The 25,814-nt window shown below is 66.1% G+C and carries 32 protein-coding genes; 7 read left to right on the forward strand and 25 right to left on the reverse strand.

Annotation, left to right across the window (positions count from 1 at the left end; genetic code table 11):
• Genes AC2D9V_RS06510 through AC2D9V_RS06530 form a run of 5 tightly spaced genes read right to left on the reverse strand, consistent with a single transcriptional unit; the run spans position 1 to position 2,054 of the window.
• Positions 1 to 711: a flagellar hook-basal body complex protein gene (locus AC2D9V_RS06510; RefSeq protein WP_484713213.1), complete on the reverse strand. Its 711-nt coding sequence runs from the start codon at positions 709 to 711 to the stop codon at positions 1 to 3.
• 1 nt (position 712) lies between these two features.
• On the reverse strand, positions 713 to 979 hold the full coding sequence (locus AC2D9V_RS06515) for a flagellar biosynthetic protein FliQ (RefSeq protein ID WP_484713214.1): 267 nt from the start codon (positions 977 to 979) through the stop codon (positions 713 to 715).
• On the reverse strand, positions 976 to 1,266 hold the full coding sequence (fliE, locus tag AC2D9V_RS06520; protein ID WP_484713215.1) for a flagellar hook-basal body complex protein FliE: 291 nt from the start codon (positions 1,264 to 1,266) through the stop codon (positions 976 to 978). The genes AC2D9V_RS06515 and fliE overlap by 4 nt, the downstream gene beginning before the upstream one ends.
• Positions 1,267 to 1,277: 11 nt before the next feature.
• Positions 1,278 to 1,661, reverse strand: coding sequence for a flagellar basal body rod protein FlgC (gene flgC, locus AC2D9V_RS06525; protein ID WP_484713216.1), 384 nt, complete (start codon positions 1,659 to 1,661; stop codon positions 1,278 to 1,280).
• 9 nt (positions 1,662 to 1,670) lie between these two features.
• Positions 1,671 to 2,054 carry a FlgB family protein gene (locus AC2D9V_RS06530; protein WP_484713217.1) on the reverse strand — a complete coding sequence of 128 codons (384 nt, stop codon included), beginning with the start codon at positions 2,052 to 2,054 and terminating at the stop codon, positions 1,671 to 1,673.
• Between the two features lie 84 nt (positions 2,055 to 2,138).
• On the opposite strand from AC2D9V_RS06530, the gene AC2D9V_RS06535 reads away from it, so the two are divergent.
• Positions 2,139 to 3,449: a FliI/YscN family ATPase gene (locus tag AC2D9V_RS06535; protein WP_484713218.1), complete on the forward strand. Its 1,311-nt coding sequence runs from the start codon at positions 2,139 to 2,141 to the stop codon at positions 3,447 to 3,449.
• Between the two features lie 205 nt (positions 3,450 to 3,654).
• Here AC2D9V_RS06535 and AC2D9V_RS06540 read toward each other — a convergent pair whose 3' ends face one another.
• The 10 genes from AC2D9V_RS06540 to AC2D9V_RS06585 form a co-directional block, all read right to left on the reverse strand.
• Positions 3,655 to 5,112, reverse strand: coding sequence for an aldehyde dehydrogenase family protein (locus AC2D9V_RS06540; RefSeq protein WP_484713219.1), 1,458 nt, complete (start codon positions 5,110 to 5,112; stop codon positions 3,655 to 3,657).
• Between the two features lie 62 nt (positions 5,113 to 5,174).
• On the reverse strand, positions 5,175 to 5,777 hold the full coding sequence (locus tag AC2D9V_RS06545; protein WP_484713220.1) for a GNAT family N-acetyltransferase: 603 nt from the start codon (positions 5,775 to 5,777) through the stop codon (positions 5,175 to 5,177).
• On the reverse strand, positions 5,768 to 6,610 hold the full coding sequence (locus AC2D9V_RS06550) for a hypothetical protein (protein ID WP_484713221.1): 843 nt from the start codon (positions 6,608 to 6,610) through the stop codon (positions 5,768 to 5,770). The genes AC2D9V_RS06545 and AC2D9V_RS06550 overlap by 10 nt, the downstream gene beginning before the upstream one ends.
• The gene (gene mobB / locus AC2D9V_RS06555; RefSeq protein WP_484713222.1) at positions 6,600 to 7,094 is read right to left on the reverse strand and encodes a molybdopterin-guanine dinucleotide biosynthesis protein B; all 495 of its coding nucleotides are present in this window, start codon (positions 7,092 to 7,094) and stop codon (positions 6,600 to 6,602) included. The genes AC2D9V_RS06550 and mobB overlap by 11 nt, the downstream gene beginning before the upstream one ends.
• Entirely contained in the window at positions 7,091 to 7,681 is a 591-nt protein-coding gene (gene mobA / locus AC2D9V_RS06560; RefSeq protein ID WP_484713223.1) for a molybdenum cofactor guanylyltransferase MobA, read from the reverse strand. Before mobA ends, mobB begins: the two co-directional genes overlap by 4 nt.
• A 69-nt stretch (positions 7,682 to 7,750) precedes the next feature.
• Positions 7,751 to 8,362, reverse strand: coding sequence for a hypothetical protein (locus AC2D9V_RS06565; RefSeq protein WP_484713224.1), 612 nt, complete (start codon positions 8,360 to 8,362; stop codon positions 7,751 to 7,753).
• A 24-nt stretch (positions 8,363 to 8,386) separates the two neighbouring features.
• Positions 8,387 to 8,536 carry an aa3-type cytochrome c oxidase subunit IV gene (locus tag AC2D9V_RS06570; RefSeq protein WP_484713225.1) on the reverse strand — a complete coding sequence of 50 codons (150 nt, stop codon included), beginning with the start codon at positions 8,534 to 8,536 and terminating at the stop codon, positions 8,387 to 8,389.
• Between the two features lie 92 nt (positions 8,537 to 8,628).
• Positions 8,629 to 9,000 (reverse strand): DUF6173 family protein, encoded by a 372-nt coding sequence (locus AC2D9V_RS06575; protein ID WP_484713226.1) that lies wholly within the window; start codon positions 8,998 to 9,000, stop codon positions 8,629 to 8,631.
• A complete protein-coding gene (locus AC2D9V_RS06580; RefSeq protein ID WP_484713227.1) occupies positions 8,997 to 10,025 on the reverse strand; it encodes an MBL fold metallo-hydrolase in 1,029 nt (342 codons plus the stop codon). Before AC2D9V_RS06580 ends, AC2D9V_RS06575 begins: the two co-directional genes overlap by 4 nt.
• Complete coding sequence (locus AC2D9V_RS06585) at positions 10,022 to 11,725, reverse strand: acyl-CoA dehydrogenase family protein (protein WP_484713228.1); 1,704 nt, start codon at positions 11,723 to 11,725, stop codon at positions 10,022 to 10,024. Before AC2D9V_RS06585 ends, AC2D9V_RS06580 begins: the two co-directional genes overlap by 4 nt.
• A 108-nt stretch (positions 11,726 to 11,833) precedes the next feature.
• Here AC2D9V_RS06585 and AC2D9V_RS06590 point away from each other — a divergent pair, with 108 nt between their 5' ends.
• Entirely contained in the window at positions 11,834 to 12,775 is a 942-nt protein-coding gene (locus tag AC2D9V_RS06590; RefSeq protein ID WP_484713229.1) for an L-threonylcarbamoyladenylate synthase, read from the forward strand.
• On the opposite strand, the gene AC2D9V_RS06595 is transcribed toward AC2D9V_RS06590, so the two are convergent.
• Positions 12,772 to 13,467, reverse strand: a complete 696-nt coding sequence (locus AC2D9V_RS06595) for a glutathione S-transferase family protein (protein ID WP_484713230.1) — start codon at positions 13,465 to 13,467, stop codon at positions 12,772 to 12,774. The two genes, AC2D9V_RS06590 and AC2D9V_RS06595, sit on opposite strands and share 4 nt — an antisense overlap.
• Positions 13,468 to 13,619: 152 nt before the next feature.
• On the opposite strand from AC2D9V_RS06595, the gene mscL reads away from it, so the two are divergent.
• Positions 13,620 to 13,997, forward strand: a complete 378-nt coding sequence (gene mscL, locus AC2D9V_RS06600) for a large-conductance mechanosensitive channel protein MscL (protein WP_484713231.1) — start codon at positions 13,620 to 13,622, stop codon at positions 13,995 to 13,997.
• A gap of 41 nt (positions 13,998 to 14,038) precedes the next feature.
• Here the strand turns inward: mscL and AC2D9V_RS06605 are convergent, their stop codons facing one another.
• Positions 14,039 to 14,644 (reverse strand): protein-methionine-sulfoxide reductase heme-binding subunit MsrQ, encoded by a 606-nt coding sequence (locus AC2D9V_RS06605; RefSeq protein ID WP_484713232.1) that lies wholly within the window; start codon positions 14,642 to 14,644, stop codon positions 14,039 to 14,041.
• A gap of 62 nt (positions 14,645 to 14,706) precedes the next feature.
• Positions 14,707 to 15,825 carry an alanine dehydrogenase gene (gene ald / locus AC2D9V_RS06610; protein WP_484713233.1) on the reverse strand — a complete coding sequence of 373 codons (1,119 nt, stop codon included), beginning with the start codon at positions 15,823 to 15,825 and terminating at the stop codon, positions 14,707 to 14,709.
• Positions 15,826 to 15,978: 153 nt separating this feature from the next.
• On the opposite strand from ald, the gene AC2D9V_RS06615 reads away from it, so the two are divergent.
• Positions 15,979 to 16,437 (forward strand): Lrp/AsnC family transcriptional regulator, encoded by a 459-nt coding sequence (locus tag AC2D9V_RS06615; protein WP_484713234.1) that lies wholly within the window; start codon positions 15,979 to 15,981, stop codon positions 16,435 to 16,437.
• A gap of 57 nt (positions 16,438 to 16,494) precedes the next feature.
• On the opposite strand, the gene AC2D9V_RS06620 is transcribed toward AC2D9V_RS06615, so the two are convergent.
• Both AC2D9V_RS06620 and rpsU read right to left on the reverse strand, forming a co-directional pair.
• The gene (locus AC2D9V_RS06620) at positions 16,495 to 17,508 is read right to left on the reverse strand and encodes an NAD-dependent epimerase/dehydratase family protein (RefSeq protein ID WP_484713235.1); all 1,014 of its coding nucleotides are present in this window, start codon (positions 17,506 to 17,508) and stop codon (positions 16,495 to 16,497) included.
• A 111-nt stretch (positions 17,509 to 17,619) separates the two neighbouring features.
• On the reverse strand, positions 17,620 to 17,826 hold the full coding sequence (rpsU, locus tag AC2D9V_RS06625; protein ID WP_008027119.1) for a 30S ribosomal protein S21: 207 nt from the start codon (positions 17,824 to 17,826) through the stop codon (positions 17,620 to 17,622).
• 103 nt (positions 17,827 to 17,929) lie between these two features.
• Here rpsU and AC2D9V_RS06630 point away from each other — a divergent pair, with 103 nt between their 5' ends.
• Positions 17,930 to 18,604 carry a COQ9 family protein gene (locus tag AC2D9V_RS06630; protein ID WP_484713236.1) on the forward strand — a complete coding sequence of 225 codons (675 nt, stop codon included), beginning with the start codon at positions 17,930 to 17,932 and terminating at the stop codon, positions 18,602 to 18,604.
• Positions 18,605 to 18,625: 21 nt separating this feature from the next.
• Positions 18,626 to 19,618 carry an NAD(P)H-quinone oxidoreductase gene (locus AC2D9V_RS06635; RefSeq protein ID WP_484713237.1) on the forward strand — a complete coding sequence of 331 codons (993 nt, stop codon included), beginning with the start codon at positions 18,626 to 18,628 and terminating at the stop codon, positions 19,616 to 19,618.
• A gap of 227 nt (positions 19,619 to 19,845) precedes the next feature.
• Here AC2D9V_RS06635 and AC2D9V_RS06640 read toward each other — a convergent pair whose 3' ends face one another.
• The gene (locus AC2D9V_RS06640) at positions 19,846 to 20,484 is read right to left on the reverse strand and encodes a ribonuclease T2 family protein (RefSeq protein ID WP_484713238.1); all 639 of its coding nucleotides are present in this window, start codon (positions 20,482 to 20,484) and stop codon (positions 19,846 to 19,848) included.
• Between the two features lie 125 nt (positions 20,485 to 20,609).
• On the opposite strand from AC2D9V_RS06640, the gene AC2D9V_RS06645 reads away from it, so the two are divergent.
• Positions 20,610 to 21,371, forward strand: a complete 762-nt coding sequence (locus tag AC2D9V_RS06645; protein ID WP_484713239.1) for a DUF1013 domain-containing protein — start codon at positions 20,610 to 20,612, stop codon at positions 21,369 to 21,371.
• Between the two features lie 226 nt (positions 21,372 to 21,597).
• Here the strand turns inward: AC2D9V_RS06645 and AC2D9V_RS06650 are convergent, their stop codons facing one another.
• The 4 genes from AC2D9V_RS06650 to AC2D9V_RS06665 are packed head-to-tail and all read right to left on the reverse strand — an operon-like array spanning position 21,598 to position 25,784.
• Positions 21,598 to 23,022 (reverse strand): gamma-aminobutyraldehyde dehydrogenase, encoded by a 1,425-nt coding sequence (locus tag AC2D9V_RS06650; RefSeq protein ID WP_484713420.1) that lies wholly within the window; start codon positions 23,020 to 23,022, stop codon positions 21,598 to 21,600.
• Positions 23,023 to 23,051: 29 nt separating this feature from the next.
• On the reverse strand, positions 23,052 to 23,855 hold the full coding sequence (locus AC2D9V_RS06655) for an ABC transporter permease (RefSeq protein ID WP_484713240.1): 804 nt from the start codon (positions 23,853 to 23,855) through the stop codon (positions 23,052 to 23,054).
• Entirely contained in the window at positions 23,845 to 24,786 is a 942-nt protein-coding gene (locus AC2D9V_RS06660) for an ABC transporter permease (protein ID WP_484713241.1), read from the reverse strand. The genes AC2D9V_RS06655 and AC2D9V_RS06660 overlap by 11 nt, the downstream gene beginning before the upstream one ends.
• Positions 24,786 to 25,784, reverse strand: coding sequence for an ABC transporter ATP-binding protein (locus AC2D9V_RS06665; RefSeq protein ID WP_484713242.1), 999 nt, complete (start codon positions 25,782 to 25,784; stop codon positions 24,786 to 24,788). The genes AC2D9V_RS06660 and AC2D9V_RS06665 overlap by 1 nt, the downstream gene beginning before the upstream one ends.
• Positions 25,785 to 25,814: the final 30 nt, after the last annotated feature.

Consider the following 25,814-nt stretch of genomic DNA (forward strand, 5'->3'; position numbering starts at 1 on the left):
CTATCGGCCAAGTGCCTGGATGACGCCGCGCACGCGGTCATCCTCGGCGTCAAGGAACTTCTGGCCCAGCTCATAGGCGCGCTGGACCTCGATCATCCGGGCGATCTCGGACACCGGCTGGACGTTGCTCTCTTCCAGCATCCCCTGCAGCACCGTGCCGTTCTCGACCGGCTCGATCTCGCCCCCGTCGAACAGCGTGCCGGCCTGATGGCGCAGCGCCAGCGGATCGGCAGGCCGCCAAAGCCCGATCTGGGCAACAGGCTGCCCCTGGACGGACAGCGTGCCGTCCTGCGAAAGCCCGACGGCCTTTGCATCCGGCGGCACAAAGACCGGCGCGCCGCCCGCGTCCAAGAGGCGGTAACCGTCCGGCGTCACCAACTCGCCCTCGGCATTTGGGGTAAAGGCCCCGGCCCGCGTCAGCCGCTCACCCTCCGGTGTCTCGATCAGGAAGAAGCCGTCGCCCTGAATGGCAAAGTCGAAACTGCCGCCGGTCTGTGTCACGGTCGCCTGGGTGAGGTCGACCATCCGGCCGCTGGCATGGGCCATCGAGAGCGACGGATCCTCGTCCATCCCGGCGACGTATTCCGAGAACACCACGCCCTCACGCCGGAATCCGGCGGTGGAGATGTTGGCGATGTTGTTCGCGACAACGGCCATCTCGCGCATCAGGCCCGACTGGCGGTTCAGCGTGGCATATCCGGCGGCGTCCATCTCAGCCCCCTGCGATCTGGGGGATGATCGTGCCCTGGAAGAAGGCAACCAGCGTTGTGGTCATGAAGCTCATCGAGGCCCAGAAGACCGCCACCATGATCGCGGCCTTCGGCACGAAAGTCAGCGTCATCTCCTGGATCGAGGTCAGGGCCTGGAACAGGCCGACCACAACGCCCGCGACGAGTGCAACGGTCAGCAGCGGTGCCGAGATCAGGACCGAAACCCAAAGGCCCTGCCGAAGGATGTCGTAGATAAGCTCTTCGCTCATACCGGCATCCTCAGGATCTCCTGGTAGGCCTCGACCACCCGGTCGCGCACCGTTGCCACCGTCTCGACTGCCATCCTGGACGAGGCAAGTGCCTCAACCAGGGCATGCGGGTCGGCCCCACCGGTCATGGCGGAGCGGGCCACAGTTTCGTGCTCCTGCAGGCTTTCCATGAAGTTCCCGGCAAGGCGGGCAAAGCCTTCGCCCACCCCTCCACCCGCGGGTTGCGGAGCGGCTGCGCTGCGGGCATTCGCGTAGGCCTGGGAAACGAAAGAGGCTTTCACATCCATTATGGATCCCCCTATCGGCGCAGAAGGTCGAACAGGCTTTGCGTCATCTGACGCGTCTGGTCGAACATCCTGAGGTTCGCCTCATAGCTGCGCTGCGCTTCGCGCGCGTCAGCGATTTCAATCACCAGATCGACATTCGAGCCGTCGTAGTGACCGGTTTCATCGGCCAGCGGGTGGCCGGGATCGTAGACCTTCACAAGATCTGACCGGTCCAGCCGGACCTTGCCCGGCTCGACCAGTCCCGTGTCCATCGCCTCGGCGAAGGTCATGACCTTGCGGTGGTAGCCGGGGGTGTCGGCGTTGGCGATGTTCTCCGACACATGGCGCAGGCGCATGGCCTGCGTCTCCATTCCGGCGGCGGCAAAGGAAAGCGAGGTGGTCAGGTCGTTGCCCATTCACGCCCCCTACCGCGACCGGCCAAGGCTGGCGCGGACGACATCCGACGTTGCCCGGTAGATCGCGAGCGCCATCTCATGCGCCTGCCGCGCCTCGACCGATTTCACCATCTCGCCCTCCAGCGAGACGGTGTTGCCGTTCGGCGCTTCCCGCCCCGGCGCGCGCTCGGCGACGAGGTCGGGGCCGCCCGACGACCCGCCGAGGTGACCCGGCCGCGTGGCCCGCATTTCGCCGCTTTCGGCCGCGAAAACACTCTCGAAGTCAGGCACGTCCTGCGCCTTGTAGCCGGGCGTGTCGGCATGCGCGACGTTCTGCGCGATCACCGCCATGCGCGCCCCGGAATGGGCCGCCAGGGCCTGCGCCATCCGTGTCAATTCCAGCTTCTCGAACATCGTGGGCTTCTCCCTCGACCGCTTCACCAAGGCTTAAGGGTGATTCCTTTAGAAACGGTTGAGGGCGAACAAAGGGAGAATCCCGTGACCGGTCTCTTCGATGGGCTGCTGGCCGAGATCGCTGGAAGTACCCCGGTCCGCCGCATGGGTCGGGTGGTCGAAACGCGCCGCGGCCTTGTGCAGGTGGCAGGTCTGACCTCGGCGGCGATCGGGGACCGTGTGCTGATCCAAAGCCGCGACTCGGCGGCGGAGGGAGAGGTGCTGCGCCTGACGCCGGGGCTGTCCTTCGTCCTGCCCGATTCTCCGGGCGACGGGATGGCGATCGGCGATCGGGTCGAACTCCTTGGCCGGGCCGAGATTGCCCCCGCGAACAGCTGGGTCGGCCGGATCATTGACCCGACGGGCCGCCCGCTGGACGGTCGTCCGCTGCTCCGCGGGCCGCTCCCTCGCGCCCTGCGCGCCCCGGCCCCTGCCGCAGCGACCCGTCGCCGACTGGGTCAGAGGCTGTCGACCGGGGTTGCGGTATTCGACACGCTCCTTCCGCTGGTCCGTGGCCAGCGGATCGGTCTTTTCGCAGGCTCGGGCGTCGGGAAATCATCGCTCCTCGCCCGTTTCGCCCAGGGGGTCGAGGCGGATGTCGTCGTGATCGCCCTCGTGGGGGAACGGGGGCGGGAGCTGCGGGAGTTCACCGAGCGCGTCCTTGGTCCCCGGGGCCTGGCGCGCAGCGTGGTGGTGACGGCAACGTCGGACCAGTCCCCTCTGTTGCGGCGGATGTGCGTGCCGACGGCCATGGCGGTGGCCGAGCACTTCCGCGACCAGGGGCAGCATGTTCTGCTTCTGGTCGACTCCATCACCCGCTTTGCCGAGGCCCATCGCGAGGTCGCCCTGGCCGGGGGGGAGGAGGCGAGCCTTCGCGGCTACCCGCCCTCGTTGTCGCAGGTGATCATGGGGCTGGCCGAGCGGGCCGGTCCGGGGCCTGAGGGGATGGGCGACATCACGGCGGTCTTTTCGGTGCTGGTCGCGGGGTCCGACATGGACGAGCCGGTGGCCGATATCCTGCGGGGGGTGCTTGACGGCCATGTGGTGATGGACCGCCGGATCGCGGAGCGGGGGCGGTTTCCGGCGATCGACCTTCTGCGGTCGGTCAGCCGGTCCCTGCCCGAGGCGGCCAGCGAGGCCGAGAACGCGCTGATCGCCGAGGCGCGGCGGCTGCTCGGGGCCTATGACCGGGCCGAACTGATGATCCAGGCCGGGCTTTATGCGGCAGGCTCTGACCCCGTTGTCGACCGTGCGATCCTGCTTTGGCCCGCGCTGGACGCCTATCTTGCCGAGCCCGCCCCGCCGGGAGGCCCGGAAGCGAGCTTTGAAAGGCTTCGAACCTGCCTCGACGGCTGACCTTGACCACAGTGGTCAAAATGCAAAATATAAGCTAAATCATATACTTGCATTTTCGGATTACGACTTTGTCAACTTGCTCTGGTCAGCCGAGCCTGAGGTCGAGTGTGGTCAGTCGTTACTGGCCAGCGGTCATCGCCGACCCGTCGCAATGCAGAGGCCGGAGCCATTGACGGCTCCGGCTCCGGATCCTTGGCGAAGATGCCTATTCGGCGGCCATGTCCTGGCTGACGTCCCAGCCCGAGATCGCCTTGACCTCGAGGAATTCCTCGATCCCCCAGATACCACCTTCACGCGCACGGCCCGAGGCTTTGACCCCGCCAAAGGGCGAACCGGCCCCGCGCGAGCGGCCATTCATTTCGACCATCCCCGCCTTCAGGACCCGGGCAAGGCGATTGCGCCGCGCGCCGTCCTGTGACTGGACGTAGTTCGTCAGGCCATAGGGCGTGTCGTTGGCGATATGGACAGCCTCGGCCTCGGTGTCGAAGGGGATCATGCACATGACCGGGCCGAAGATTTCCTCGCGCTCGATGGTCATGCCGGGCTTCACGTCGGCAAAGATCGTCGGACGGACGTAGAAGCCCTTGTTCATCCCTTCCGGCAAGCCAAGGCCGCCCGCGACAAGGCGCGCACCTTCGTCGATGCCCTTCTGGATGTAGCCCTGGATCTGGTCCCACTGCCGCTTGTTCACCACCGGGCCGATATGCGGCCCCGGCTCGCTGGCGGGGCCGACCTTGATCGAGCTTGCCACTTCGGCGGCGATTTCCACCGCGCGGTCATAGTAGCTGCGCTCCACCAGCATCCGGCTGGGCGCGTTGCAGGACTGGCCCGAGTTGTTCATCATGTGGCGCACGCCACGCTCTACCGCCTTGGCATCGGCATCGGCGAAGACGAGGTTCGCGCCCTTGCCGCCCAGTTCCAGCGTCACACGCTTCAGCGTCTCGGCAGCGGCCTTCGAGATCGCACGACCGGCGCGGGTCGAGCCCGTGAAGCTGATCATCTCGACATCCGGGTGGCTGGAAAGCCGGGTGCCGACCCCGGCACCGTCGCCGTTTACCAGGTTGAAGACGCCCGGCGGAACGCCCGCGTCATGGCAGAACTCGGCGAAGAGCATCGAGGACAGGGGCGACTCTTCGGACGGTTTCAGCACGCAGGTGCAGCCGGCCAGAAGGGCAGGGATCACCTTCAGCGTGACCTGGTTCATCGGCCAGTTCCACGGCGTGATCAGGCCCACGACGCCGATCGGTTCCAGCGCGATGCGGGTGTCCGGCGCATGGGGGCCAAGCGGCCTGATCCATTCGATATGGTCGAAGGCCTTGAGGAAGTTCTTCAGGTGCCAGGGCAGGCATTCGGCCTGGTCGCCGCGGCTCATGTCGATGGGCGCGCCCATTTCCAGGCTGATCGCATGGGCCATTTCTTCCTTGCGGAGGTAATACTGCTCCAGGATGCCCTCGACAACTTTGCGACGTTCGGCCGGCGACGTGGCGGCCCAGGCCGGGAAAGCGGCCTTGGCGGCAGCGACGGCGGCATCGGTGTCAGCCTCGCTGCCCAGCGAGATCACCGCGCAGACATCCTCGGTCGAGGGGTCGATGACCGGGCAATCGCGGGCAACCAGAGGTGCGACCCATGCCCCGTTGATGTAGAATTCGCGCTTGGTGATCATCGAGGAACCCTCCCTGAGGAATTTGATCATATTCTGACAGGCCCGGGCCGCCGGGGCAAGGGTCATCCCTTCTTTTGCGCGGCAAGGGGCCGGACCATCGTGGTTGCACTGGCAAAACCGAAGACATGCCGCAGCGGGCCAAGGCTTTCGGTGCGCGTGGCGGTGAACCCCTGCCGTTCGTAAAGCGCCCGCGCCCGCCAGTTCGCGTCGATCACATCCAGCCGGATCGAGCGATAGCCACGCCGTGCCGCCTCGTCATACAGCCCAGAGAGGAGAAGGCTGCCGATTCCCTGGCCGCGCTGGTTGCGTGCGACGCAGATTCCATCGACGAGGAAGCGGTCATTGTCGGTCTCGCGGTTCAGCGCCCAGAGGATGCACCCCCGCCAGCGCCCGCCGATATGTCCGTAGATGGCGATCAGGTCGTCCCAGCTGCCGCCGGCGAAGCTGCCGGATGGCGTCTTGAACCCGGCTACGCCGACGAGCCTGCCTGTTTCGTCCAGCGCGGCAAGGCAGTGGTCGGTGCGGATCACCCGTTCGAAGAAGGCAAGCGCCTTTGGGTCGGGGCCAAGAACCCGGCCCAGTTTGCCGCCAAACGCCTCCCAGTAAAGGCGCGCGGCGTCGGGAAGGAGATGGGCATGCAGGCCCGAAAAGATCGTCACGCCCATGCCAGCGCCTCGGCAAGACGGGCACCATGACCGGCACCCAGGATCCAGCCTTCTTCTAGCGCATCCGGGGGGGTGTCGAATAGTGGGGCAAGTCGGTCGTGCCGGGAAAGGTTGTAAAGCGCTCGGGCCAGAAGCCGGACCTGCGCGCGGTCGGGGATCGGGTCGCCCGCGGCGGTCACGGCCCTGGCAAGGAGGGAGGGGTAGACCTCGGCGAGGGTCAGGTTGCGGGGCGGTTCGAACGGCCAGACCGCCGCACCCGTCAGTGCGGCAAGGCGGTGGACGGCCGGAATACCAAGCAGGGCCTGCGAGCCGACGGAGCCCGCGCCAAGCAATTGCCAGACGGGCTTGGCCGGGGGGTTCTCACGCTCGACCCGGCGCTTTTCCTCAAGGCCAAGGGCAGCGTAGTCGACGGTCTTGAGCGAGGGGAGGCCGGGTCTTGGCCTCTGCTTCGGGCAGCCCCAGAATGGGCCCTGTCCGCCGAGAAGACGGTTGATCCCGGCGGCAATCTCGAACCGGTTGTTGGAGTTGTCCGGGGCGTCGGTCACCCGGTCGGCGAGCCAGTCATGCAGCGTCCGCGCGTCATTACGGCCCGTCAGCCTGTGGGCAAGACCTGCGGGATAGCCCATCGGAAAGTCGAAGCCCGCCAGTTGCCGGCCACCCTCGGAGAGAAGCGCGTGGACCCGCTCCATCGCCGCGTGCCGGGTGCGGTGGTAGGTCTGGGTTTCCCCCGCGCCGTCGCAGGTGCCGATCCAGATCGCATCCTTGCTTTCGCGCGCCGGACTGGGCGCACCCCGCCCCGACCAGTCGACCACGATGACGCGGTCAAACCGCAAGGCCGGTCTCGCGCAGGATAAAATCGGCGACGGCGCCGGTGTCGTTCAGGTCCAAGACCGGCACGGGCAAGGAGAGGCTGGCATCGGTCGCCACGGCGCGGACAAGCGGGTCGCCGGGCTGGATCAGGGGATGGCCGGTTTCGGCCCGCCAGACCTCGACCTTCGGGTGGGCGTCGCGCTTGTAGCCTTCAACGAGCACAAGATCGACCGGGGCAAGGCGCGCAAGGACCGCCTTCAGGTCCGGCTCCGGCCCCCGGTGTTCCACCATCAGCGCGAAGCGGTCGGCCGAGGCGAGCACGACCTCGCGCGCGCCGGCGGCGCGGTGGCGGAAGGTGTCCTTGCCAGGCTGGTCAAGGTCCACGGCGTGGTGGACATGCTTGACGGTCGAGACGCTGAACCCGCGCCCGGTGATCTCGGCCACCAGGCGCTCCATCAGGCTGGTCTTGCCCGAATTCTTCCAGCCGATGACGCCGTAGATGTTCATGGTTTTCGTCCCAGGCGGGCTTCGGCCGCGGCAAGGTCTTCGGGGGTGTTCAGATTCTGGAACGCCGCCTCGTGCGGGAAAACGGCCCGGGCGGCATGATGGGTGTCGGCGAAGGCGGTGACCTTGGCGCCGCCTGCGGCCAGATAGGCGGCGAGGGCTGGGGCGAGGGCCACGGGCCACAGCGCGGTGGCGGGGTGGTAGCCCTCAGCGGTGCGGGCACAGGCGAGGCCTTCCGGCGCATGGGAGGCCGCGTCCGCCAGGCGGGTGACAAGGTCCAGCGGCAGGAAGGGCGTGTCGACGGGGGTGGAGACAAGGTGGCTGGCCCCTATCGCCCCGGCTTGGCGCAGGGCAGCGAGAATACCTGAGAGTGGGCCCTGCGGCACATCGTCGGCTATGACCATGCAGCCAAGACCGGCAAAGCGCGACGGATCGCCGTTGGCTGAAATGATCACGGACTCGACCTGCGGGCGCAGGCGGTCAAGGACATGGCAGATCAGCGGCTTGCCCCCCAGCGGCAGGAAGGCCTTGTCAGCGCCACCCATGCGGCGCCCCTGCCCCCCGGCAAGGATGACCCCGAAGATGCGCAAGCGATGGCCTTTCCATGGTCCCGGCGGCAGGACGGTAGTCAAACGCGGCTTTGGTGCAAGCCCTGGCGGTCAGCCTTCGACCGGATCGCCGTTCCACTGCACAAGGAGGACGCCGTGGTTGCTGTCGTCATCGTCGTCGGTGATGACACGCTTGGTTGCGCCCGGTATCTCGGCAAAGCCCTTGGACAACTGGTTCGGGAAGAGCGTCTGGGGAACCGATTCGAACCCGGGCGTCGATTTCAGGATCGACGAGGTGGCCGAGGTGCACAGCGCATTGCCCACCGCCCCATTGGCCTTGACCTTCTCCAGCAGGAGTTCGGCCACTTCCGGCGAAACCTCGACCGTCTGTTCGACCACGTCATAGGTTTCGCGGGCGTGGTAGTCGATGTAGAAGGCCACCGCCTTGTCGGTCATCCCGAAATGCACGTCGTTGCGTTCCGGCACCCGGGGATGCCGCCAGGTACCCGCCGGGTCGAAGATCACCCGTTCCGAGGCGTTGACCAGAAGCGCGGAATGCGCGCCTGACCCGGACCGCTTGTTCACCACGGTGTAGAGCGTGACCGAGGTCGGCGGGCCGGCCACGAACCGCGCGGCGTCCACGTCCTCCTGCGGGGCCCAGGTCGGCTGGGCACAGGCCGAAAGGCCCATCAGCGCCACGATGGCAAGCGAACGGAACCGCATCCCGAAACCCTTTCAGCCAGTCGCTCAGGCGTTGAGAAGGGCCGCGATGACCAGAACGGCAATCGAGGCGATGACCACCCAGATCGACATGCGGATGAAGCCGGCAAAGGTCTTTTCGTGCTCGCGGATGTCCATCGTGCCGTGCTTGTGTTCGTTCTGGTGGTGGTCCGCCATGGTTCCCATGTCCTTGTCGTTGGCCGTTTCCCCGCCCAATAGCCTATTCGCCCGGTCCTGTCACGGGGTGAGGCGTCGCAGGGGGAAGGTGGTCAGGCCGAAGCGTCGCCCGAATCGCCGCCCATCCAGCCCGAGGTCAGCTGGAACCCGATCCGGCGCGGGGGATCGCTGTCGCCTTCCTTGGGCACGGCGCGCAGCGTGACGGAAAGCTGGCTGACATGCTGGATCAGCTGCGTCCGGGCCCCGCTGTCGTCGCGGCCGTAGAAGGTGATGATGTCGGGGTCGAAATAGCCGATCCCTTCGATCCGCAGGACGCCGGTCTCGTCGCCGGCAAAGCCCATGGCAATCTCTTGCGCCGCGTCCAGCTGCTTTTCGAAGTTCTGGATGTACATCACCAGCCGGTCATGCGCCCATTCGGCCGGGCTTTTCGGCTTTTCGGCTGTCTTCGTCGGCGATTTCGTCATCCCAGCCGTTCCCATTCCCAGGCACCGTCCTGACCAAGGGAACGGGAAACGAGGCCCCGCTGCAAGAGGCAGTTCAGATGCGCCACCGCCTCGACCAGCGCCAGGCCGAATTCGGCGGACCCGATCTCGCGCTTGAATAGGGGAAGGAAACACCCCGTGGCGACGCGGGGTTGGGCAAGATGGTCCAGCAGGCGGGCCAGCGCGGATTCGTGGTTTTCGATCATCTGGCCCAGCCGGAAGGGCAGGCCGGTGAACGGCAGCTTGTGACCGGGTAGGATCAGCAGGTCATCTTGGGCCAGCGGCAGGAAGGCGCGGCAGCTTTCCAGCCATTCCGTCAGCGGGTCGGCCTCGGGCTCGGTCGGGTAGACGCCGATATTGGCCGAGATGCCGGGCAGAAGCTGGTCTCCGCCCAGGACGATCCCGTCATCGGACCAAAGCGTCGCGTGGTCGGGGGCATGGCCCTGGCCCAGCCGGACGGTCCAGTCCCGGCCCGCCGCGCGCAGCCGCCCGCCCTCGGTCAGCCGGGTAAAGCCAAGCGGCATCGGGTCGACGATATCGGCAAAGTTGAAGGGACGCTCGGCCGCGCGGCGATCAAGCTCGGCCCCGGTCACCCCGGCGCGGCGGTAGGTAGCCAGGGCCTCGGCTGTAGGCCGGTCCTGCACGTCAAGGGTCAGCATCCGGGCGTAAAGCCAGGCCGTGCGGGTGGCCAGAAGCTCGGCCCCGCGCGCCTGGAACCAGCCGACAAGGCCCACGTGGTCGGGATGGTGATGGGTCAGGATCACCCGCGTCACGGGCCTGCCGCCAAGGGGGCCGGCAAGCAACCCGTCCCAGATCGCCTTCGACCGGCGCGAGGACAGGCCCGCGTCCACGATGGTCCAGCCGTCACCGTCATCCAGCGCGTAGATGTTCACATGGTCCAGCGCCATCGGCAGCGGCAGACGCAGCCAGAAGATCCCCGGCGCGACCTCGGTCACCCCGCCTTCGGGCGGGGGCGTTTCGAAGGGATGCCTGACCCCGTCGCTCACGCGGCAAGGTCTTCCGGCGTCACGGCGTAAAGCCCGTCCACCCCTTCGCGCGCAGTGGCGAACAGCGACAGGTGCTCGGGAAGCAATCGGCGGATCATCACGCGGGCCAGCGGCAGGCGCCCCGGATCGGCAAGCGCGGCAGCAAGGTGGGCATGCCCGCCAAGCACCCGGGCAAACCCGCGCAGGTAGGGCACGGCCCCGGCAAAACGGTCGTTCAGCGGCCGTGCAAGCAGAACCTCGGTCGTCTCGCGCAGGGCCTCGGAGGCCTGCCAGACCTCACCCGCAAGGTCGGGCAGGCTGGCCCGCGCCGCCTCGGCCGCGCGCTGGACCTCGTCGATCAGGCGGAAGGCGGCCTCGCCGCCGTCGGCAAGCTTGCGGCCCACAAGGTCCATCGCCTGGATGCCGTTGGTGCCTTCGTAGATCGTGGTGATCCGCACGTCGCGCAGGAACTGGGCGGCACCCGTTTCCTCGACAAAGCCCATCCCGCCGTGGATCTGGACGCCAAGGCTTGCCACGTCGCAGCCGGTATCGGTGCCATAGGCCTTTGCGATCGGGGTCAGCAGTGCGGCACGGGCGTGCCAGTCGTCGCTGCCGGTCGCAGTGGCCATGTCCATGGCGACAGCGCAGGACAGAGCGATCGACCGGGCGGCAAAGACCTCGGCCCGCATCGTCGCCAGCATCCGCCGCACATCGGCATGTTCGATGATCGCGCCATCCGACGACAGGGGCGTCGCGCCCTGCCGGCGGTCTGCGGCATAGGCCAGCGCGTGCTGAAGTGCCGCTTCGGCTACGCCCACACCCTGCACCGCGACCGACAGCCGGGCATTGTTCATCATGGTGAACATCGCCGCCATGCCCTTGTGCGGCTCGCCCACCAGCCAGCCGGTCGCGCCGTCATACTGCATCACGCAGGTCGGGCTGCCGTGGATGCCCAGCTTGTGTTCAAGGCTGATCACACGCAGGCTGTTCCGCGCGCCAAGGTTGCCATCCGCGTCGGGAATGAACTTCGGCACCATGAAAAGGCTGATGCCCTTCGTCCCTTCGGCGGCACCCGGCAGCCGGGCAAGGACCAGGTGGCAGACATTCGACACGATGTCGCTGTCGCCCCACGAGATGTAAATCTTCTGCCCGGTGACCGCATAGGTCCCGTCGCCGTTCGGCTTGGCCGTCGTCCGCAGGGCGCCCACGTCCGACCCGGCCTGCGGTTCGGTCAGGTTCATCGTGCCGGACCATTCACCCGAGGTGAGCCGTGGCAGGTAGATCGCCTTGATCGCGTCCGAGGCATGATGCTCCAGCGCCTCGATCTGGCCCTTGGTCAGCACCATCTTGATCTGCAGCGACAGGCAGGCGCCCGAGACCATGTCGTCCACCGCCGTGGCCAGCGCCATCGGCAGGCCCATTCCACCATTGTCAGGATGTGCCGCCATCCCGATCCAGCCACCCGCCGTCAGCGCGCGATACCCTTCGGCAAAGCCGGGGGAGGCGACCACCGCGCCATTCTCCAGCCGGGCCGGGTGCAGGTCGCCCGCCCGGTTCAGGGGGGCAAGGATGTCGGTCGCGATACGGCCCGCTTCGGTCAGGATCGCCTCGGCCATGTCGGGGGTGGCATCGGCAAAACGCGGGGTGGCGGCCAGCGCAGGAAAGCCCGCAACATGATCAAGGATGAAGCGGATATCCCTGACCGGGGCACGATACGGCATGACACGGCTTCCTTCGACGACTTGGCAAGGCACGGTGCCTGCCCTATGGACGGCACCGGGCGAAGGCTATTCCTTTCACGCCGCCCTTCAAGCCGGACGCTACGTCAGATGACCCGCACCCTTGCCGCCGATGATGCCGGGATCGCCGAAGCCGCGCGGCTTCTGGCAACGGGAGAGCTTGTCGCCTTCCCGACCGAGACGGTCTATGGCCTTGGCGGTGATGCCCGTTCGGATGCCGCCGTGGCCCGGATCTTCGAGGCGAAGGGGCGGCCCAGCTTCAACCCGCTGATCGTGCACCTGCCGGATCTTGCGGCGGTGGAGCGGGTGGCACATGTCGGGCCAAAGGCGCGAGATCTTGCCCGTGCCTTCTGGCCCGGCCCCCTGACGCTGGTGCTGCCGGTGATCGACGGGGCCGTCTCGCCCTTGGTGACGGCCGGATTGCCGACAGTTGCCGTTCGGGTGCCGGCGCACCCGTTGGCGCAGGCGCTGCTACGGGCGTTCGGGGGGCCGGTCGCGGCCCCTTCGGCCAACCCCTCGGGCCGGGTCTCGCCGACGCGGGCCGATCATGTGCTTGAGGGACTGACCGGGCGCATCGCCGCCGTTCTGGACGGCGGCCCCTGCGCCGTCGGGCTCGAATCGACGATCGTCATCGCCGATCCGGATCCCGTGATGCTCCGACCCGGCGGCCTTCCGGCCGAGGCGCTGGAGGCAGCCTTGGGCCGGCCGCTGGCGACGGGAGTTGACGGCACGAAGCCGACCGCTCCGGGCCAGCTTGCCTCACATTACGCGCCCGCCGCGCGGGTCCGGCTGGATGCGACCACGGTGGGGTCGGGCGAGGTGCTTGTCGGCTTCGGTCCGGTCAAGGGGGCGCTGACGCTGTCCGACAGCGGCGATCTGGTCGAAGCTGCGGCGCGGCTCTTCCACATCCTGCGCGAGGCCGACCGTCTGGCCGGCCCCGGTGGCGGCATCGCCTTTGCCCCGGTGCCCGAGGCAGGCCTTGGCCGCGCGATCAACGACCGCCTGCGCCGGGCGGCGGCCCCCCGTCCCTAGCCGCGCGGCGGCTGCACCAGCCCGCGCTGCACGGCAGGCCGGGCAAGGAAGCGGTCCAGATAGGCCGGGACATGTTTCAGCTGGTGCCAGCCCACCAGGTCGGCGGCCTTGTAGAAATCACGCAGCGTCCGCAGCCAGGGGCAGATCGCGATGTCGGCCAGCGAGTATTCGCCCGCGATCCAGTCCTTCCCGGCCAGCGCACCATCAAGCACCTTCAACAGGCGCTCCACCTCGGCGCGGTAGCGTTCCTTGGGACGCGGATCCTCGATCTCCTTGCCCGCGAAGGTGTGGAAATAGCCCAACTGCCCGAACATCGGCCCGATGCCGCCCATCTGGAACATCAGCCACTGCGTCACCTCCCAGCGCTTGCCCGCCGGGATCAGCCCGCCGGTCTTGTCGGCAAGGTACAGAAGGATCGCCCCGCTTTCGAAAAGCGCCAGCGCCTCGCCCCCCGGCCCCTTTGGGTCGATGATCGCGGGAATCTTGTTGTTGGGGTTCAGGCTAAGGAATTCCGGGCTCGTCTGGTCATTCTTCGCGAAGTCCACCAGATGCGCGTCATAGGGCAGGCCCAGTTCTTCCAGCGCGATCGAGACCTTCACCCCGTTCGGGGTGGGCAGCGAGTAAACCTGGATCGCGCCCGCGTTGCGCGGGGGCCAGCGGTGCGTGATCGGAAAATCGCCAAGTTGTGCCACGGATGGGCTCCTTCATGCCTGATAGCGCCAACATAGGCGCAAATTGACAGTGCGGAACCCTGTCAAGCTGTGCGATAGTTTCCCCGGGCCTGTGCGCCCTTGCAACCACGAATTGCCCGCCAGAAGGACGGGCAGCAAGAGGGAACCGTCGAATGCTTAATGAATTCAAGACCTTCATCGCACGCGGCAACGTGCTTGACCTTGCCGTAGGTGTGGTGATCGGGGCGGCTTTCACCGCCATCGTGACCTCGCTGGTCGAAAGCCTCATCAACCCCTTGATCGGCATGATCGTCGGCGGCATCGACTTTTCCGCCTGGGGCTTCTCGGTCGGCGATGCCCGCTTCGCCATTGGAACTTTCATCAACGCGGTCATCAAGTTTCTGATCATCGCCTGGGTGGTGTTCCTGATCGTCAAGGCGGTGAACAAGGTGATGCCGAAGAAGGAAGAGGCGCCTCCGGCCGGTCCGTCGGACAATGACCTTCTGAAGGAAATCCTCGCCGAGCTGAAGCAGCAGCGTTCTGCCCCTTGAGGGATAACGGCGCCTGCGGCACCCGTCCGCAGGCACCCGGGTCAGGTTGCAGCGGTCGGCCTTGGCCGCAGGTTCCAGTACCACAGGCGATAGGCCCAAAGGGCGATGAGCGGGCCGAAATGCACGGCTGCGGGCGGCCAGCTGCCCCAGTTGTGCAGGGCGGCCCAGTGGATCAGCACCAGCACCGCCGCCGGATAGGCCGCCCGCTGCACGGTCTTCCACCCCGCATGCAGCCAGCGTTGCGACGCGTTGTTCGAGGTGATCGCCAGCGGTACGAAGATCAGCATCGCCAGCCAGCCGGTCCAGATCTCGGTATGCGGCAGCGCCGCGATGATCCGGTCCAGCGTGCCGCGGTCGATGACATAGATCACCGTGTGCAGGGCGGCATAGACGAAGGCCGCCACCTCGATGTCGCGCCGGTGATGCACCAGCCAGCGCGGCCAGCTTTGGCCCTTGAATAGGAGCATCAGGCCGGATGCCATCATGCCCACGATCATGAACCGCGCCGCCCATTCGCCGGTCGGGTGAAGAAGACGGTGAAAGGCCTGCGCATCATCCCCGAAAAGGGGGCCGATCATTGGCAGGGCGGGAAGGGAAAGAACGATCCAGAGGATCAGGGTCGACGGCTTCTGGCCGAGAAATGTCATGGGGCACCTTTGACTAGGTGCCCCATAAACGCACGACATTCAGGTTTCCGTCGTGATCCAGATCAGATGTTCAGCGCCTCGGCGGCCGTGATCGTCGGCAGGCCCAGGGCGACACCTACAGCCTCATATGTCAGCTTGCCGGCGTGCACGTTGAGGCCATTCAACAGGTGCTTGTCCTCGGCGCAGGCCTTCTTCCAGCCCTTGTCCGCAAGCGCCAGCATGAAGGGCATCGTCGCATTGCCAAGCGCCTGGGTCGAGGTGCGGGCGACTGCCCCCGGCATGTTCGCTACGCAATAATGCATGATCCCGTCCACCTCGTAGATCGGGTCCTGGTGGGTGGTGGCCCGGCTGGTCTCGAAGCATCCGCCCTGGTCGATCGCCACGTCCACCAGCGCCGCCCCTGGCTTCAGTTCCTTGAGCTGCGCCTTCGAGATCAACTTCGGCGCCGCCGCCCCCGGGATCAGCACCGCGCCAATGATGAGGTCAGCCTCACGCGCCAGCGCAATGGTGTTGCCGGCGCTGGCATAGGCGTTCTTGAACTGCCCGCCAAAGACGTCGTCCAGGTAACGCAGCCGGTTGATCGAACGGTCAAGGACGGTCACATCCGCGCCCATCCCCGCCGCGACCTTGGCCGCATGGGTGCCGACGACGCCGCCGCCGATCACCAGCACCTTGGCCGGCGACACGCCCGGCACGCCGCCCAGAAGGACGCCGCGCCCGCCATTGGCCTTCTGCAGCGTCCAGGCGCCAACCTGCGGGGCCAGCCGCCCGGCCACCTCGGACATCGGCGCGAGCAGGGGCAGGCCGCCCCGGTCGTCCGTCACCGTCTCATAGGCGATGCAGGTCGCCCCCGATTTCAGAAGGTCCTTCGTCTGTGCCGGATCGGGCGCAAGGTGCAGGTAGGTGAAAAGCACCTGCCCCTCGCGCAGTCGCTTGCGCTCGACCGCCTGCGGCTCCTTCACCTTGACGATCATGTCGGCCTTCTCGAACACCTCGTCGGCGGTATCGAGGATCTTGGCACCCGCCGCCTTGTAGTCGGCGTCGGAAAAGCCCGCGCCAAGTCCCGCGCCGGTCTCGACCATGACCTTGTGGCCATGCGCCACGGCCTCGCGCGCTGCATCCGGCGTCATGCCGACGCGGAATTCCTGCGGCTTGATTTCCTTCGGGCAACCGATTTTCATGTCTTTCTCCCTGTCGGGCCTGGTCCGGCCTCTTTCCGGCATCAGTTTTTGCCCATTCCGACGGCAATGCTTTGAATTCTGGATGACGCAGGCCGCCTGTCTCAGTAGAATTCTGCGCGATAGGGCCCACTGACCGAAGGATCTTGCGCAAACATGGACCTCGACGCCACAGACCGCCGCATCCTGACGGTGCTGCAGAAACAGGGCCGGATCACCAACGCCGAGCTTTCCGAGATCGTGAACCTGTCTCCCTCCGCATGTCACCGCCGCGTGCAAAGGCTGGAGGAGGAGGGCTACATCGCCGCCTATGTCGCCCTTCTTGACGCGCGCAAGATGGGGCGGATGACCACCGTCTTCGTCGAGATCACCCTGCAAAGCCAGGCCGACGATCTTCTTGATGCCTTCGAGCGCGAAGTGGCCCGGGTGCCGGACCTATTGGAATGTCACCTCATGGCAGGAACGGCGGATTACCTCTTGAAGATCATGGCCGAGGATACCGAGGATTTCGCCCGCATCCACCGCCAGCACCTGTCCCGCCTGCCGGGCGTGCGGCAGATGCAGTCGTCCTTTGCCTTGCGGACGGTGGTGCGCACGACGGCGCTGTCGGTCTAACCACGAATTTTCTGCGAAAATTCTGGTGGAATCGAGTTTTCGCAGAAAACTCGTGCTCTAGACCTGGTAGAAATCGCGATACCACGCGACGAACTCGGTCACGCCCTCACGAAGGTCCGTCTCTGGCCGATAGCCGGTCAGCCGCATCAGCAGGCTGCAATCGGCCCAAGTTTCGGGCACATCGCCCTTCTGCATCTCGAGGAACGTCTTCCTGACCTCGACCCCCAGCGCATGCTCAATCTCGAAGACAAAGTCCATCAGCGGCACCTTCGTGCTGTTGCCGATGTTGACGATCCGCCAAGGGGCCGCCGGGCTCAGGCTGTCGCCGGGCGCGATCTCGTCTGGCGTAGCGGGTTCGACCGGCGGCGTATCGATCAGAAGCCGGATGCCGCGCACCAGATCGGTCACATAGGTGAAATCCCGCGCCATCTGGCCGTGGTTGTAGATCCTGATCGCCTCGCCCTCCAGCGCCGCCTTGACGAAGAGCATCGGCGCCATGTCGGGCCTTCCCCAGGGCCCGTAGACGGTGAAGAAGCGGAACAGCGTCGTGGGGATCTTCCACAGATGGGCATAGGAATGCGCCATCGCCTCGTTCGCCTGCTTGGTCGCGGCATAAAGCGTCAGGGGATGGGCGGTCCTTTGCGTCTCGGTAAAGGGCATTTCGGTGTTCGCGCCATAGGCGGATGAGGTCGAGGCCATCAGAAGATGCGCCACCCGCAATTCGCGCGCGCATTCCAGCACGTTGAAGGCGCCCACAAGGTTCGCCTCGACATAGGCGCGCGGGTTTTCCAGCGAATACCGCACGCCCGCCTGCGCGGCGAGGTGGACGATGATCTCGGGCCGTTCCCTGTCGCACAGCGCCTTAAGACGAGGCATGTCCTCCAGCATCCCCTCTTCGCAGGTGAAGCCGGGCGATTGCAGCAGGATCTGGTGGCGCGCCCGCTTGAGGGAAAGGTCGTAGTAGGGCGTCATCCCGTCGTAGCCAACCACCCGGAACCCTTCGGCCAGTAGCAGCCGGGCGAGGTGAAAGCCGATGAACCCCGCGGTTCCGGTGATCAGGACGGTGCGCATCCTCTTCCCTTCGCATCCGGCCCGGATAAGTCAAGCGACCAATGAAAAACCCCCGGCCTGACGGACGGGGGTTGATCGGGCGGGTATCGCTACCCCAGCTTTCGCGGTGTATTACAGACCGCCTTCACGCTGAAGCTTCTTGCGGGCAAGTTTCCTTGCGCGGCGCACGGCTTCGGCCTGTTCGCGTGCCTTCTTGACCGAGGGCTTCTCGAAATGCTGCTTGAGCTTCATTTCCCGAAACACCCCTTCGCGCTGAAGTTTCTTCTTCAGGGCACGGAGAGCCTGTTCGACGTTGTTGTCGCGGACGCTGACCTGCATGTGGTTGTCACCACCTTCCTAGGTTAAAGTTGCACTGACTTGTGCAGGCCCGCGCCCTATAACAAAGGGCGGGTGGCTTGTCCACCGGCGGCTGAAGGGGGCGATGATGACTGACGACACGAAAGACCGGGTGCTTGAGGCAGCGCTGGTGCATGTGCCCTTCGATGGCTGGTCCGACCGCACCTTGCGCGCAGCGACGGCTGATGCCGGCGTCGATCCCGGGCTGGTCCGCGCCCTTTTTCCGCGCGGCGGGGTCGATCTCGCGCTGGCCTATCACGCGCGCGGGGATGACCGGATGGCCGCGCGGCTGAAGGACATGGACCTCTCCGCCATGCGCTTCCGCGACCGGATCGCCGCCGCCGTCCGTGCCCGGCTTGAGGACGCGGATCAGGAACTTGTCCGCCGTGGCAGCACGCTCTTTTCCCTCCCGATGCATTCCGCCGACGGGGCCCGGGCGATCTGGGGCACGGCAGATAGGATATGGACCGCGCTGGGCGACACTTCGCAGGACCTGAACTGGTACACCAAGCGCGCGACGCTGTCGGCGGTCTATGGCGCGACGGTGCTCTACTGGCTGGGCGACACCTCGCCCGACCATCAGGCAACCTGGGAATTCCTTGACCGCCGCATCGACAACGTGATGCAGGTCGAAAAGCTGAAGGCGACCATGCGGGAAAATCCGCTTGGCAAGGCGGTGATGGCCGGTCCTGGCAAGGTATTCTCAACCTTTCGGGCGCCTAAGCTGCCGGATAACCTGCCCGGACGCTTCCCGCGCTGACCTGATCTGAAAGACAAGATGATGACCCTGTCGCACAGCATGCTCGCCGTCGAGATCTCGGCCCCCGGCGGGCCCGATGTCCTGCACCCCGCGTCGGTGCCGGTTCCTGTGCCGGGGCACGGGCAGATCATCATCCGCGTAGCCTTTGCCGGTGTGAACCGCCCCGACGCGCTGCAGCGCACGGGGGCCTATGCGCCGCCCCCCTCGGCCTCGCCGCTGCCGGGGCTGGAATGTTCCGGCACGGTGGTCGAGGTCGGGCCGGGCGTGACCCGCTGGCAGATCGGCGATAAGGTCTGCGCGCTTCTGCCCGGCGGGGGCTATGCCGAATATGCCGCCACACATGAAGCCCATGCCTTGCCGATTCCCCCTGGGATGACCCTGCGTGAGGCCGCCTGCCTGCCGGAGACCTGCTTTACGGTCTGGTCGAACGTGGTCATGCGCGGGGGCCTCAAGGCTGGCGAACGCTTTCTTGTCCACGGCGGAACCAGTGGAATCGGGACAACGGCCATCCAGATCGCCAGCGCGCTGGGCGCCCGGGTCTTCGCTACCGCCGGCAGTGACGAGAAAGCCCGCGTCTGCCGCGACCTTGGTGCCGAGCAGGCGATCAACCACCGGACCGAGGACTTCGTCGCCGCCCTCCGCGCGGTCGGCGGCGCGAACCTGATCCTCGACATGGTCGGCGGCCCCTACATCGAACGGAACATCAAGTCGCTCGCCGACGATGGCCGGCTGGTGCAGATCGCGTTCCTCCAAGGCCCGAAGGTCACGTTGAACTTTGCCGAGCTGATGATGCGCCGGCTGACGCTGACCGGATCGACGCTGCGCCCGCAATCCGACCTTTCCAAGGCCCGGATCGCCCGGGAGGTCGAGGCGCATGTCTGGCCGATGATCGCGCGCGGGGCGGTGAAGGTCGTGATGGACAGCGAGTTCCCGCTGGCCGAGGCCGCCGCCGCGCACTGGCGGCTGGAATCCGGGGCACATGTCGGAAAGATCGTCCTGAAGGTCGGGGACTGATCCGAATTGACGTTACGTTAACGAATTGACGGTTCTTTCACGCGCACCCGGTATGGGCCTTTGTTAGACACACTTCAGGCGGGATCGGAAAGTTTCGATCCAGACATTGGCCCCCGGCGTTATCCCCAGTCGCCACACGGGCAACAGGTATTTTGTAAGAATTTCTTTAGCTTCCCCAGAGAACGACCTTTTCAAGTATCCGATCCCGCCACCCCATCCCACCTTCGCTAGCGCACCGGTTCCAGGACGGCATCCGTCAGCCGGCAGTCGCGGATCACGTCCTGTCCGCAGCGACGCGGGGCAAGGTCGCGGGTCAGGCAGATGCGGGCTTCCTGGATCAGCCCGTCCTTGCAGGTGATGGTGATCTGATCCCGCGCAAGGCCGGGGTTGGCTTCTAGGAACGCCTCTTCGATGACGCTTGCCGGAAGGGTCAGGGGGCGGTCGACGCCGGCGAAAAGTTCCGGGATCGCGATGCTGCCGAAGGCCTCGCGCGCCGTCCGGAAATAGCCGTCGGCCGAAAGGCCCGAGCAGCGCCCGTGCTTCTTCCACTGGTAGAAGGCAAGCCCCGCGCCACCCATGATATCGTCCATAGCCGCCGTCTGGGAGCGCGAGGGGTCACGCTCACCCGTCCGGCAGAAGGACGGCCAGCCGTCCTCGTACTGCGGCCAGAGACCGTGCAGGATGAAGGTCAGCCCCCGCCCCGCATCGCATTGCGGATCGTCGCGGGCATCCCCTTCCAGCGCGCACCAGGCGGCGGACCAGGACAGCGACATGACATAGTAGTCGAAATCGCCCGCCCGCTCGCCCTCGGCGCGCGCGGCCCCGGCCCAGCACAAAGCTGCGATCACCGCGATAAGGTGGCGCATTTCCGCTTCCCCTTCCGACAATTCGGGCCTATATGGACGCCTGAATTCCCCGAAATCGTGGAACTCGCGGGCCCCGCCCGCAGCCGTTTTCCCGGCACGGGACAGGTTTGTAAAGGAGAGATCCGATGTCGAAACCGTTGATGGCCAAGGCGACCGCCGTCTGGCTGGTGGACAACACGACGCTGAGCTTTGCCCAGATCGCCGATTTCTGCGGGATGCACGAGCTTGAGGTTCAGGGCATCGCCGACGGCGACGTGGCCGGCGGGGTGAAGGGCTTCGATCCCATCGCCAACAACCAGCTTGACCCGGTCGAGATCGACCGCGCCCAGGCTGATCCCCTGTACCGGATGAAGCTCAAGTTCAACGCCGCCGCGGTGGGCGAGGAAAAGCGGCGCGGCCCGCGCTATACCCCACTCTCCAAGCGCCAGGACCGCCCGGCAGCGATCTACTGGCTGGTGAAGTTCCACCCCGAGCTTTCGGATGGCGCCATCGGAAAGTTGGTCGGGACTACGAAGCCCACGATCCAGTCGATCCGTGAACGCACGCACTGGAACATCAGCCAGATCCAGCCGATCGACCCGGTTGCCCTTGGCCTCTGCAAGCAGTCGGAACTTGACGCCGCCGTGCAGGCCGCCGCCCGCAAGAAGGCCGCCGAGGGCGTGGTGATGTCGGACGACGAGCGGCGCAAGCTTGTCTCAACCGAGCAGTCCCTGGGCATGGACCCGGCGCCGAAGATGCCCGGTGGACTGACGGGGCTGGAAGTCTTCGGTGACGAGGAAAAGGAAGCCGCCGGCGATTTCTCGGATGCGGACAGCTTCTTCAACCTGCCGGCAGGCGGGCATGACGAAGAAGACGACGAGGAAGATGAAAAGGGCCGCCGTCGCTAAGGCTGGCCTACGGCCATTGGATATGAACCCCGGTCGCTGCGACCGGGGTTTTTCTTTGCGAGACATCCCTTGAAATGACAGGTGGGGCGCAGGCTGCTACAGCCGCTCCCCACCGTCGCCCTCTTCCCCAGAGAGGGCGGGGATGTCAGACCGAAACCGGCCCGGACATCCGGTCAGCGCCGGACAATCCGTGTGCTGCTACACCACGTTATCCGCGCCCGCTGACCTATCCGTGCTTCACCATCACGTGCCGCACGACCGTGTAGTCCTCCAGCGCGTAAGCCGACATGTCCTTGCCGTATCCGGACTGCTTCAGCCCGCCGTGCGGCATCTCGTTCGTCAGCATGAAGTGGGTATTGATCCAGGTGCAGCCATAGCGCAGGCGCGCCGCCGTTGCCATCGCCCGGCCCACGTCGCGGGTCCAGACCGATGAGGCAAGGCCGTAGTCGCTGTCATTGGCCCAGGCCACCGCGTCATCCACGTCCGAGAACGGGGTGACCGACACCACCGGGCCAAAGACCTCGCGCCGGACGATCTCGTCATCCTGCTTGGCACCGGCGACGACGGTCGGGCGGTAGTAGAAGCCGTCCGCCATCGCCTCGCCGCCTGTCGTCACCTCGACATGGTTCAGCTCGCGCGCGCGGTTGACGAAGCTTGCCACCCGGTCGCGCTGGCGCTGACTGATCAGGGGGCCGATCTCGTTCGTCGTGTCATCCTCGGCCCCAAGGGTGATCGAGGCCGCGGCCTGGGTCAGTTCGGCCACCAGGTTGTCATAGACCTTCTTCCCGGCGTAGACGCGGCAGGCAGCGGTGCAGTCCTGCCCGGCGTTGTAGAAGCTGAAGGCGCGCAGGCCTTCGACGACCGAGGCGATGTCGGCGTCGTCAAACACGATGACCGGCGCCTTGCCCCCGAGTTCAAGGTGGGTGCGCTTCACGGTCTTCGCGGCAGCATCCAGCATCTTCTTGCCGGTGGCCACATCGCCCGTCAGGCTGATCATGTCCACTTCCGGATGGTTGATCAGGTAGTTTCCAACCGTCTGCCCGCGCCCGGTGACGATGCTGACCACGCCCTCGGGCAATTCGTCGGCAAGGATCCGGGCCATCTTCAGCGCGGTGAGCGGCGTCTGTTCGCTGGGCTTGAAGACCACGGTATTGCCGCCGCCGATGGCCGGCCCCAGCTTCCAGGCCATCATCATCAGCGGATAGTTCCAGGGCGCAATCGACGCCACGACCCCCACCGGATCGCGGCGGATCATGCTGGTATGGCCGGAAAGGTATTCGCCCGCCACGGTTCCGTGCATGCAGCGCACAGCGCCGGCGAAGTAGCGGTAGCAATCGACGATCGCGGGAATCTCGTCATTCCGGGCGGCGTTGATCGGCTTGCCGCAGTTCAGCGCCTCGAGTGCGGCAAAACTGTCGGCCTCGGCCTCGATCCGGTCGGCGATGCGCAGAAGGGCGGCTGACCGTTCGGCAGGGGTGGTGCGCGACCAGCTGTCAAAGGCCTTGCGCGCCGCGGCGACGGCCCGGTCGACCTGCGCGGTCGAGGCCTCCGGCACCTCGAGGATCAGCCCGCCGGTGCGCGGGTTCAGGATCTGCTCCTTCGCCTCCTGCCCGGTCTCGAAGGCGGAGCCGATCAGAAGAGCTGTGTCGATGGTGGTGAGGGTGTCCATGGCGGAACTCCTTATTTGCCCATGCCGGCGGTCTCGGACCCGCCGCGGGTGAGGTAATAGGCGATGAGGATGGGGAAGAACGTGGCCGCGAAGACCACGATGGCGACAACGTTGGTGACCGGGCGCTGGCGCGGACGCACCAGTTCGTTCAGCATCCAGATCGGCAGGGTGCTCTGCTGCCCGGCAGTGAAGGTGGTGACGATGACCTCGTCGAACGAGAGCGCAAAGGCCAGCATCCCGCCCGCCAGCAGCGCCGAGCCCAGGTTCGGCAAAAGCACATAGCGGAAGGTCTGGAAGCTGTTCGCGCCAAGGTCGGCCGAGGCCTCCATGATCCCGCCCGACAGGCGGCGCATCCGGGCGACGGCGTTGTTGTAGACAATGACGATGCAGAAGGTCGCGTGACCCAGCACGATGGTCCATGTGGAAAACGGGATGTCCATGATCCCGAACGCCGACCGCAGCGACATGCCGGTAATCACACCGGGCAGCGCGATGGGCAGCAGGATCAGGAGGCTGATCTGGTCACGTCCGAAAAAGCTTGCCCGCGCCATCGCGGCAGCCACCAGCGTGCCCAGGATCATCGCCAGCGCAGTCGAGATCGCCGCGACCTTCAGCGACAGATAGAGTGGCGGCCAGATATCCTCGCGGTTCCAGGCGACGCCGAACCATTCCAGGGTCAGGCCCGGCGGCGGGAACTGGTAGGTCCGCTCTTCGGTGGTGAAGGCGTAAAGGAAGATGAGGAGAATCGGCAGGTGCAGGAAGAGAAGCCCCCCCAGCGCCGCAGCCTTAAGACCCCATGAGGCTTCAGAGCGCATCGAAAGCCCCCGCGCGTTTGGCAAGCGTCAGGTAGATCACCATGATCACGATCGGCACCACGGCAAACGCGGCGGCCAGCGGCGTGTTCCCGGCGGTGCCCTGCAACTGGTAGACCGTCAGGCCGATGAAGCGCGAACTGTCGCCGATGATCTGCGGGATGATGTAGTCGCCCAGGGTCAGCGAGAAGGTGAAGATCGACCCGGCGATCACTCCCGGCAGCGCCAGGGGCAGGATCACCGTGCGGAAGGTCTGACTGCGCGTGGCCCCAAGGTCGGCCGAGGCCTCCAGCATCGAATTCGGCACCCGCTCCAGCGCCGCCTGCATCGGCAGGATCATGTAGGGAAGCCAGATGTAGACGAAGACAAGGAAGGTCCCGAAGGGCGAGGTCGAAAGCGACGATCCCTCAAGCCCGGGGATCGACAGGAGGCCGTCGATCAGGAAGCTGGTGCCGGTCCCTTCCGCCGCCCAGCCGATGATGCCTTCCTTCGCAAGGATCAGCTTCCAAGCGTAGACTTTCACCAGGTAGGACGACCAGAGGGGCAGCATCACGCCCAGGTAGAAGGCCGCCTTCCAGTGGCCCCTGGCGTATCTCGCGGCATAGTAGGCGATCGGGAAAGCAAGGATCGCACAGGCCAGCGTGACCAGCGTCGCCATCACCACGGTCCGTAGGATGATGTCCAGGTTCTGCGCCCGGAAGAGCTCGGCATAGGTCTTCAGCGTGAATTCTTCATTCACCACGCCCGAGAATTCGTCGATCGAGTAGAAGGACTGAAGAAGAAGCGCGAAAAGCGAACCCAGATAAACGACGCCCAGCCACAGCAGCGGCGGGGTCAGGAGTAAGAGAAGCAGCAGCTTCGGCCGCCGCCACAGAAGGCCGGTCACCCGGTCGGCGGGCCCTCTTTCGGGAAGGATCGCGGGGGAGGTCTGCATCAGCCCGGCCCCATCAGGTGCAGCGCAGACGGATCAAAGGTGATCGCCGTCACCTCGCGTTCGGCCGGGACGGGTTGGCCGGCGGGGACAAGGGCCGCAAGTTCGGTGCCGTTCGCGTCGATGACAACGCGGGTTCCCGATCCCAAGTAGCGCAGGGCGGTCACCCGGCCCTGGACCGGACCGGTGGCGGCAAGGCGGGTGGCTTCGGGGCGAAGCGAGGCCCAGCTTTCCGGCCCGCCCAGGGCGCGGGTCAGCGCCGGCGGAAGCACGTTCGACGACCCGACGAAATCCGCGACGAAACGGGTGGCGGGGCGGTCGTAGATGTCCTGCGGAGTGCCGATCTGGGCGATCTTGCCTTCATTGAAGACGGCAAGGCTATCGGCCATCGACAGCGCCTCGTGCTGGTCATGGGTCACGAAGACGAAGGTCAGCCCCAGCCGGTGCTGCAGCGCCTTCAGCTCGTCCTGCATCGCCTCGCGCAGCTTCAGGTCAAGGGCGCCAAGCGGTTCGTCCAGAAGCAGGACCCGCGGCTTGTTCACCAGCGCCCGGGCCAGCGCCACGCGCTGCCGCTGGCCGCCCGAAAGCTGCGCGGGTTTGCGGTCGCCGTAGCCCTCCAGCTTGACCAGCGCCAGCATCTCTTCGGCTTCTGCATGGCGCTGGGTCTTGCCCACGCCCTTGACCATCAGCCCGTAGGCCACGTTGTCGCGCACGTTCAGATGCGGGAAGAGGGCATAATCCTGAAAGACAGTGTTCACGTTGCGCAGATGCGGCGGCGTGTTCGACACGTCCTCGCCGAAAATGCGGATATGCCCCGCCGTCGGCTTCTCGAACCCCGAGATCAGCCGCAGGCAGGTGGTCTTGCCGGACCCTGACGGCCCGAGCATGGCGAAGAACGACCCCTCGGCAATGGTCAGGTCGACGCCGTCGACAGCCCGCACAAGGCTGGAGGCCGACCCGAAATGGCGGGACACGTTCTGGAATTCGACGGCAACGGTCATGGGATATCCGTAGGGTGCGCATCCGTTGCG

It is taken from the genome of Tabrizicola sp. T46 (assembly GCF_057219895.1).

Excerpts from the sequence above, each read along its gene's own strand:
- AC2D9V_RS06510 (WP_484713213.1), bottom strand. The coding sequence starts at position 711 with ATGGACGCCGCCGGATATGCCACGCTGAACCGCCAGTCGGGCCTGATG.
- AC2D9V_RS06515 (WP_484713214.1), bottom strand. The coding sequence starts at position 979 with ATGAGCGAAGAGCTTATCTACGACATCCTTCGGCAGGGCCTTTGGGTT.
- fliE (WP_484713215.1), bottom strand. The coding sequence starts at position 1,266 with ATGGATGTGAAAGCCTCTTTCGTTTCCCAGGCCTACGCGAATGCCCGC.
- flgC (WP_484713216.1), bottom strand. The coding sequence starts at position 1,661 with ATGGGCAACGACCTGACCACCTCGCTTTCCTTTGCCGCCGCCGGAATG.
- AC2D9V_RS06530 (WP_484713217.1), bottom strand. The coding sequence starts at position 2,054 with ATGTTCGAGAAGCTGGAATTGACACGGATGGCGCAGGCCCTGGCGGCC.
- AC2D9V_RS06540 (WP_484713219.1), bottom strand. The coding sequence starts at position 5,112 with ATGATCACCAAGCGCGAATTCTACATCAACGGGGCATGGGTCGCACCT.
- AC2D9V_RS06545 (WP_484713220.1), bottom strand. The coding sequence starts at position 5,777 with ATGGGCGTGACGATCTTTTCGGGCCTGCATGCCCATCTCCTTCCCGAC.
- mobB (WP_484713222.1), bottom strand. The coding sequence starts at position 7,094 with ATGAACATCTACGGCGTCATCGGCTGGAAGAATTCGGGCAAGACCAGC.
- AC2D9V_RS06565 (WP_484713224.1), bottom strand. The coding sequence starts at position 8,362 with ATGCGGTTCCGTTCGCTTGCCATCGTGGCGCTGATGGGCCTTTCGGCC.
- AC2D9V_RS06570 (WP_484713225.1), bottom strand. The coding sequence starts at position 8,536 with ATGGCGGACCACCACCAGAACGAACACAAGCACGGCACGATGGACATC.
- AC2D9V_RS06575 (WP_484713226.1), bottom strand. The coding sequence starts at position 9,000 with ATGACGAAATCGCCGACGAAGACAGCCGAAAAGCCGAAAAGCCCGGCC.
- AC2D9V_RS06585 (WP_484713228.1), bottom strand. The coding sequence starts at position 11,725 with ATGCCGTATCGTGCCCCGGTCAGGGATATCCGCTTCATCCTTGATCAT.
- AC2D9V_RS06590 (WP_484713229.1), top strand. The coding sequence starts at position 11,834 with ATGACCCGCACCCTTGCCGCCGATGATGCCGGGATCGCCGAAGCCGCG.
- mscL (WP_484713231.1), top strand. The coding sequence starts at position 13,620 with ATGCTTAATGAATTCAAGACCTTCATCGCACGCGGCAACGTGCTTGAC.
- AC2D9V_RS06605 (WP_484713232.1), bottom strand. The coding sequence starts at position 14,644 with ATGACATTTCTCGGCCAGAAGCCGTCGACCCTGATCCTCTGGATCGTT.
- ald (WP_484713233.1), bottom strand. The coding sequence starts at position 15,825 with ATGAAAATCGGTTGCCCGAAGGAAATCAAGCCGCAGGAATTCCGCGTC.
- AC2D9V_RS06615 (WP_484713234.1), top strand. The coding sequence starts at position 15,979 with ATGGACCTCGACGCCACAGACCGCCGCATCCTGACGGTGCTGCAGAAA.
- AC2D9V_RS06620 (WP_484713235.1), bottom strand. The coding sequence starts at position 17,508 with ATGCGCACCGTCCTGATCACCGGAACCGCGGGGTTCATCGGCTTTCAC.
- rpsU (WP_008027119.1), bottom strand. The coding sequence starts at position 17,826 with ATGCAGGTCAGCGTCCGCGACAACAACGTCGAACAGGCTCTCCGTGCC.
- AC2D9V_RS06630 (WP_484713236.1), top strand. The coding sequence starts at position 17,930 with ATGATGACTGACGACACGAAAGACCGGGTGCTTGAGGCAGCGCTGGTG.
- AC2D9V_RS06635 (WP_484713237.1), top strand. The coding sequence starts at position 18,626 with ATGACCCTGTCGCACAGCATGCTCGCCGTCGAGATCTCGGCCCCCGGC.
- AC2D9V_RS06640 (WP_484713238.1), bottom strand. The coding sequence starts at position 20,484 with ATGCGCCACCTTATCGCGGTGATCGCAGCTTTGTGCTGGGCCGGGGCC.
- AC2D9V_RS06645 (WP_484713239.1), top strand. The coding sequence starts at position 20,610 with ATGTCGAAACCGTTGATGGCCAAGGCGACCGCCGTCTGGCTGGTGGAC.
- AC2D9V_RS06655 (WP_484713240.1), bottom strand. The coding sequence starts at position 23,855 with ATGCGCTCTGAAGCCTCATGGGGTCTTAAGGCTGCGGCGCTGGGGGGG.
- AC2D9V_RS06660 (WP_484713241.1), bottom strand. The coding sequence starts at position 24,786 with ATGCAGACCTCCCCCGCGATCCTTCCCGAAAGAGGGCCCGCCGACCGG.
- AC2D9V_RS06665 (WP_484713242.1), bottom strand. The coding sequence starts at position 25,784 with ATGACCGTTGCCGTCGAATTCCAGAACGTGTCCCGCCATTTCGGGTCG.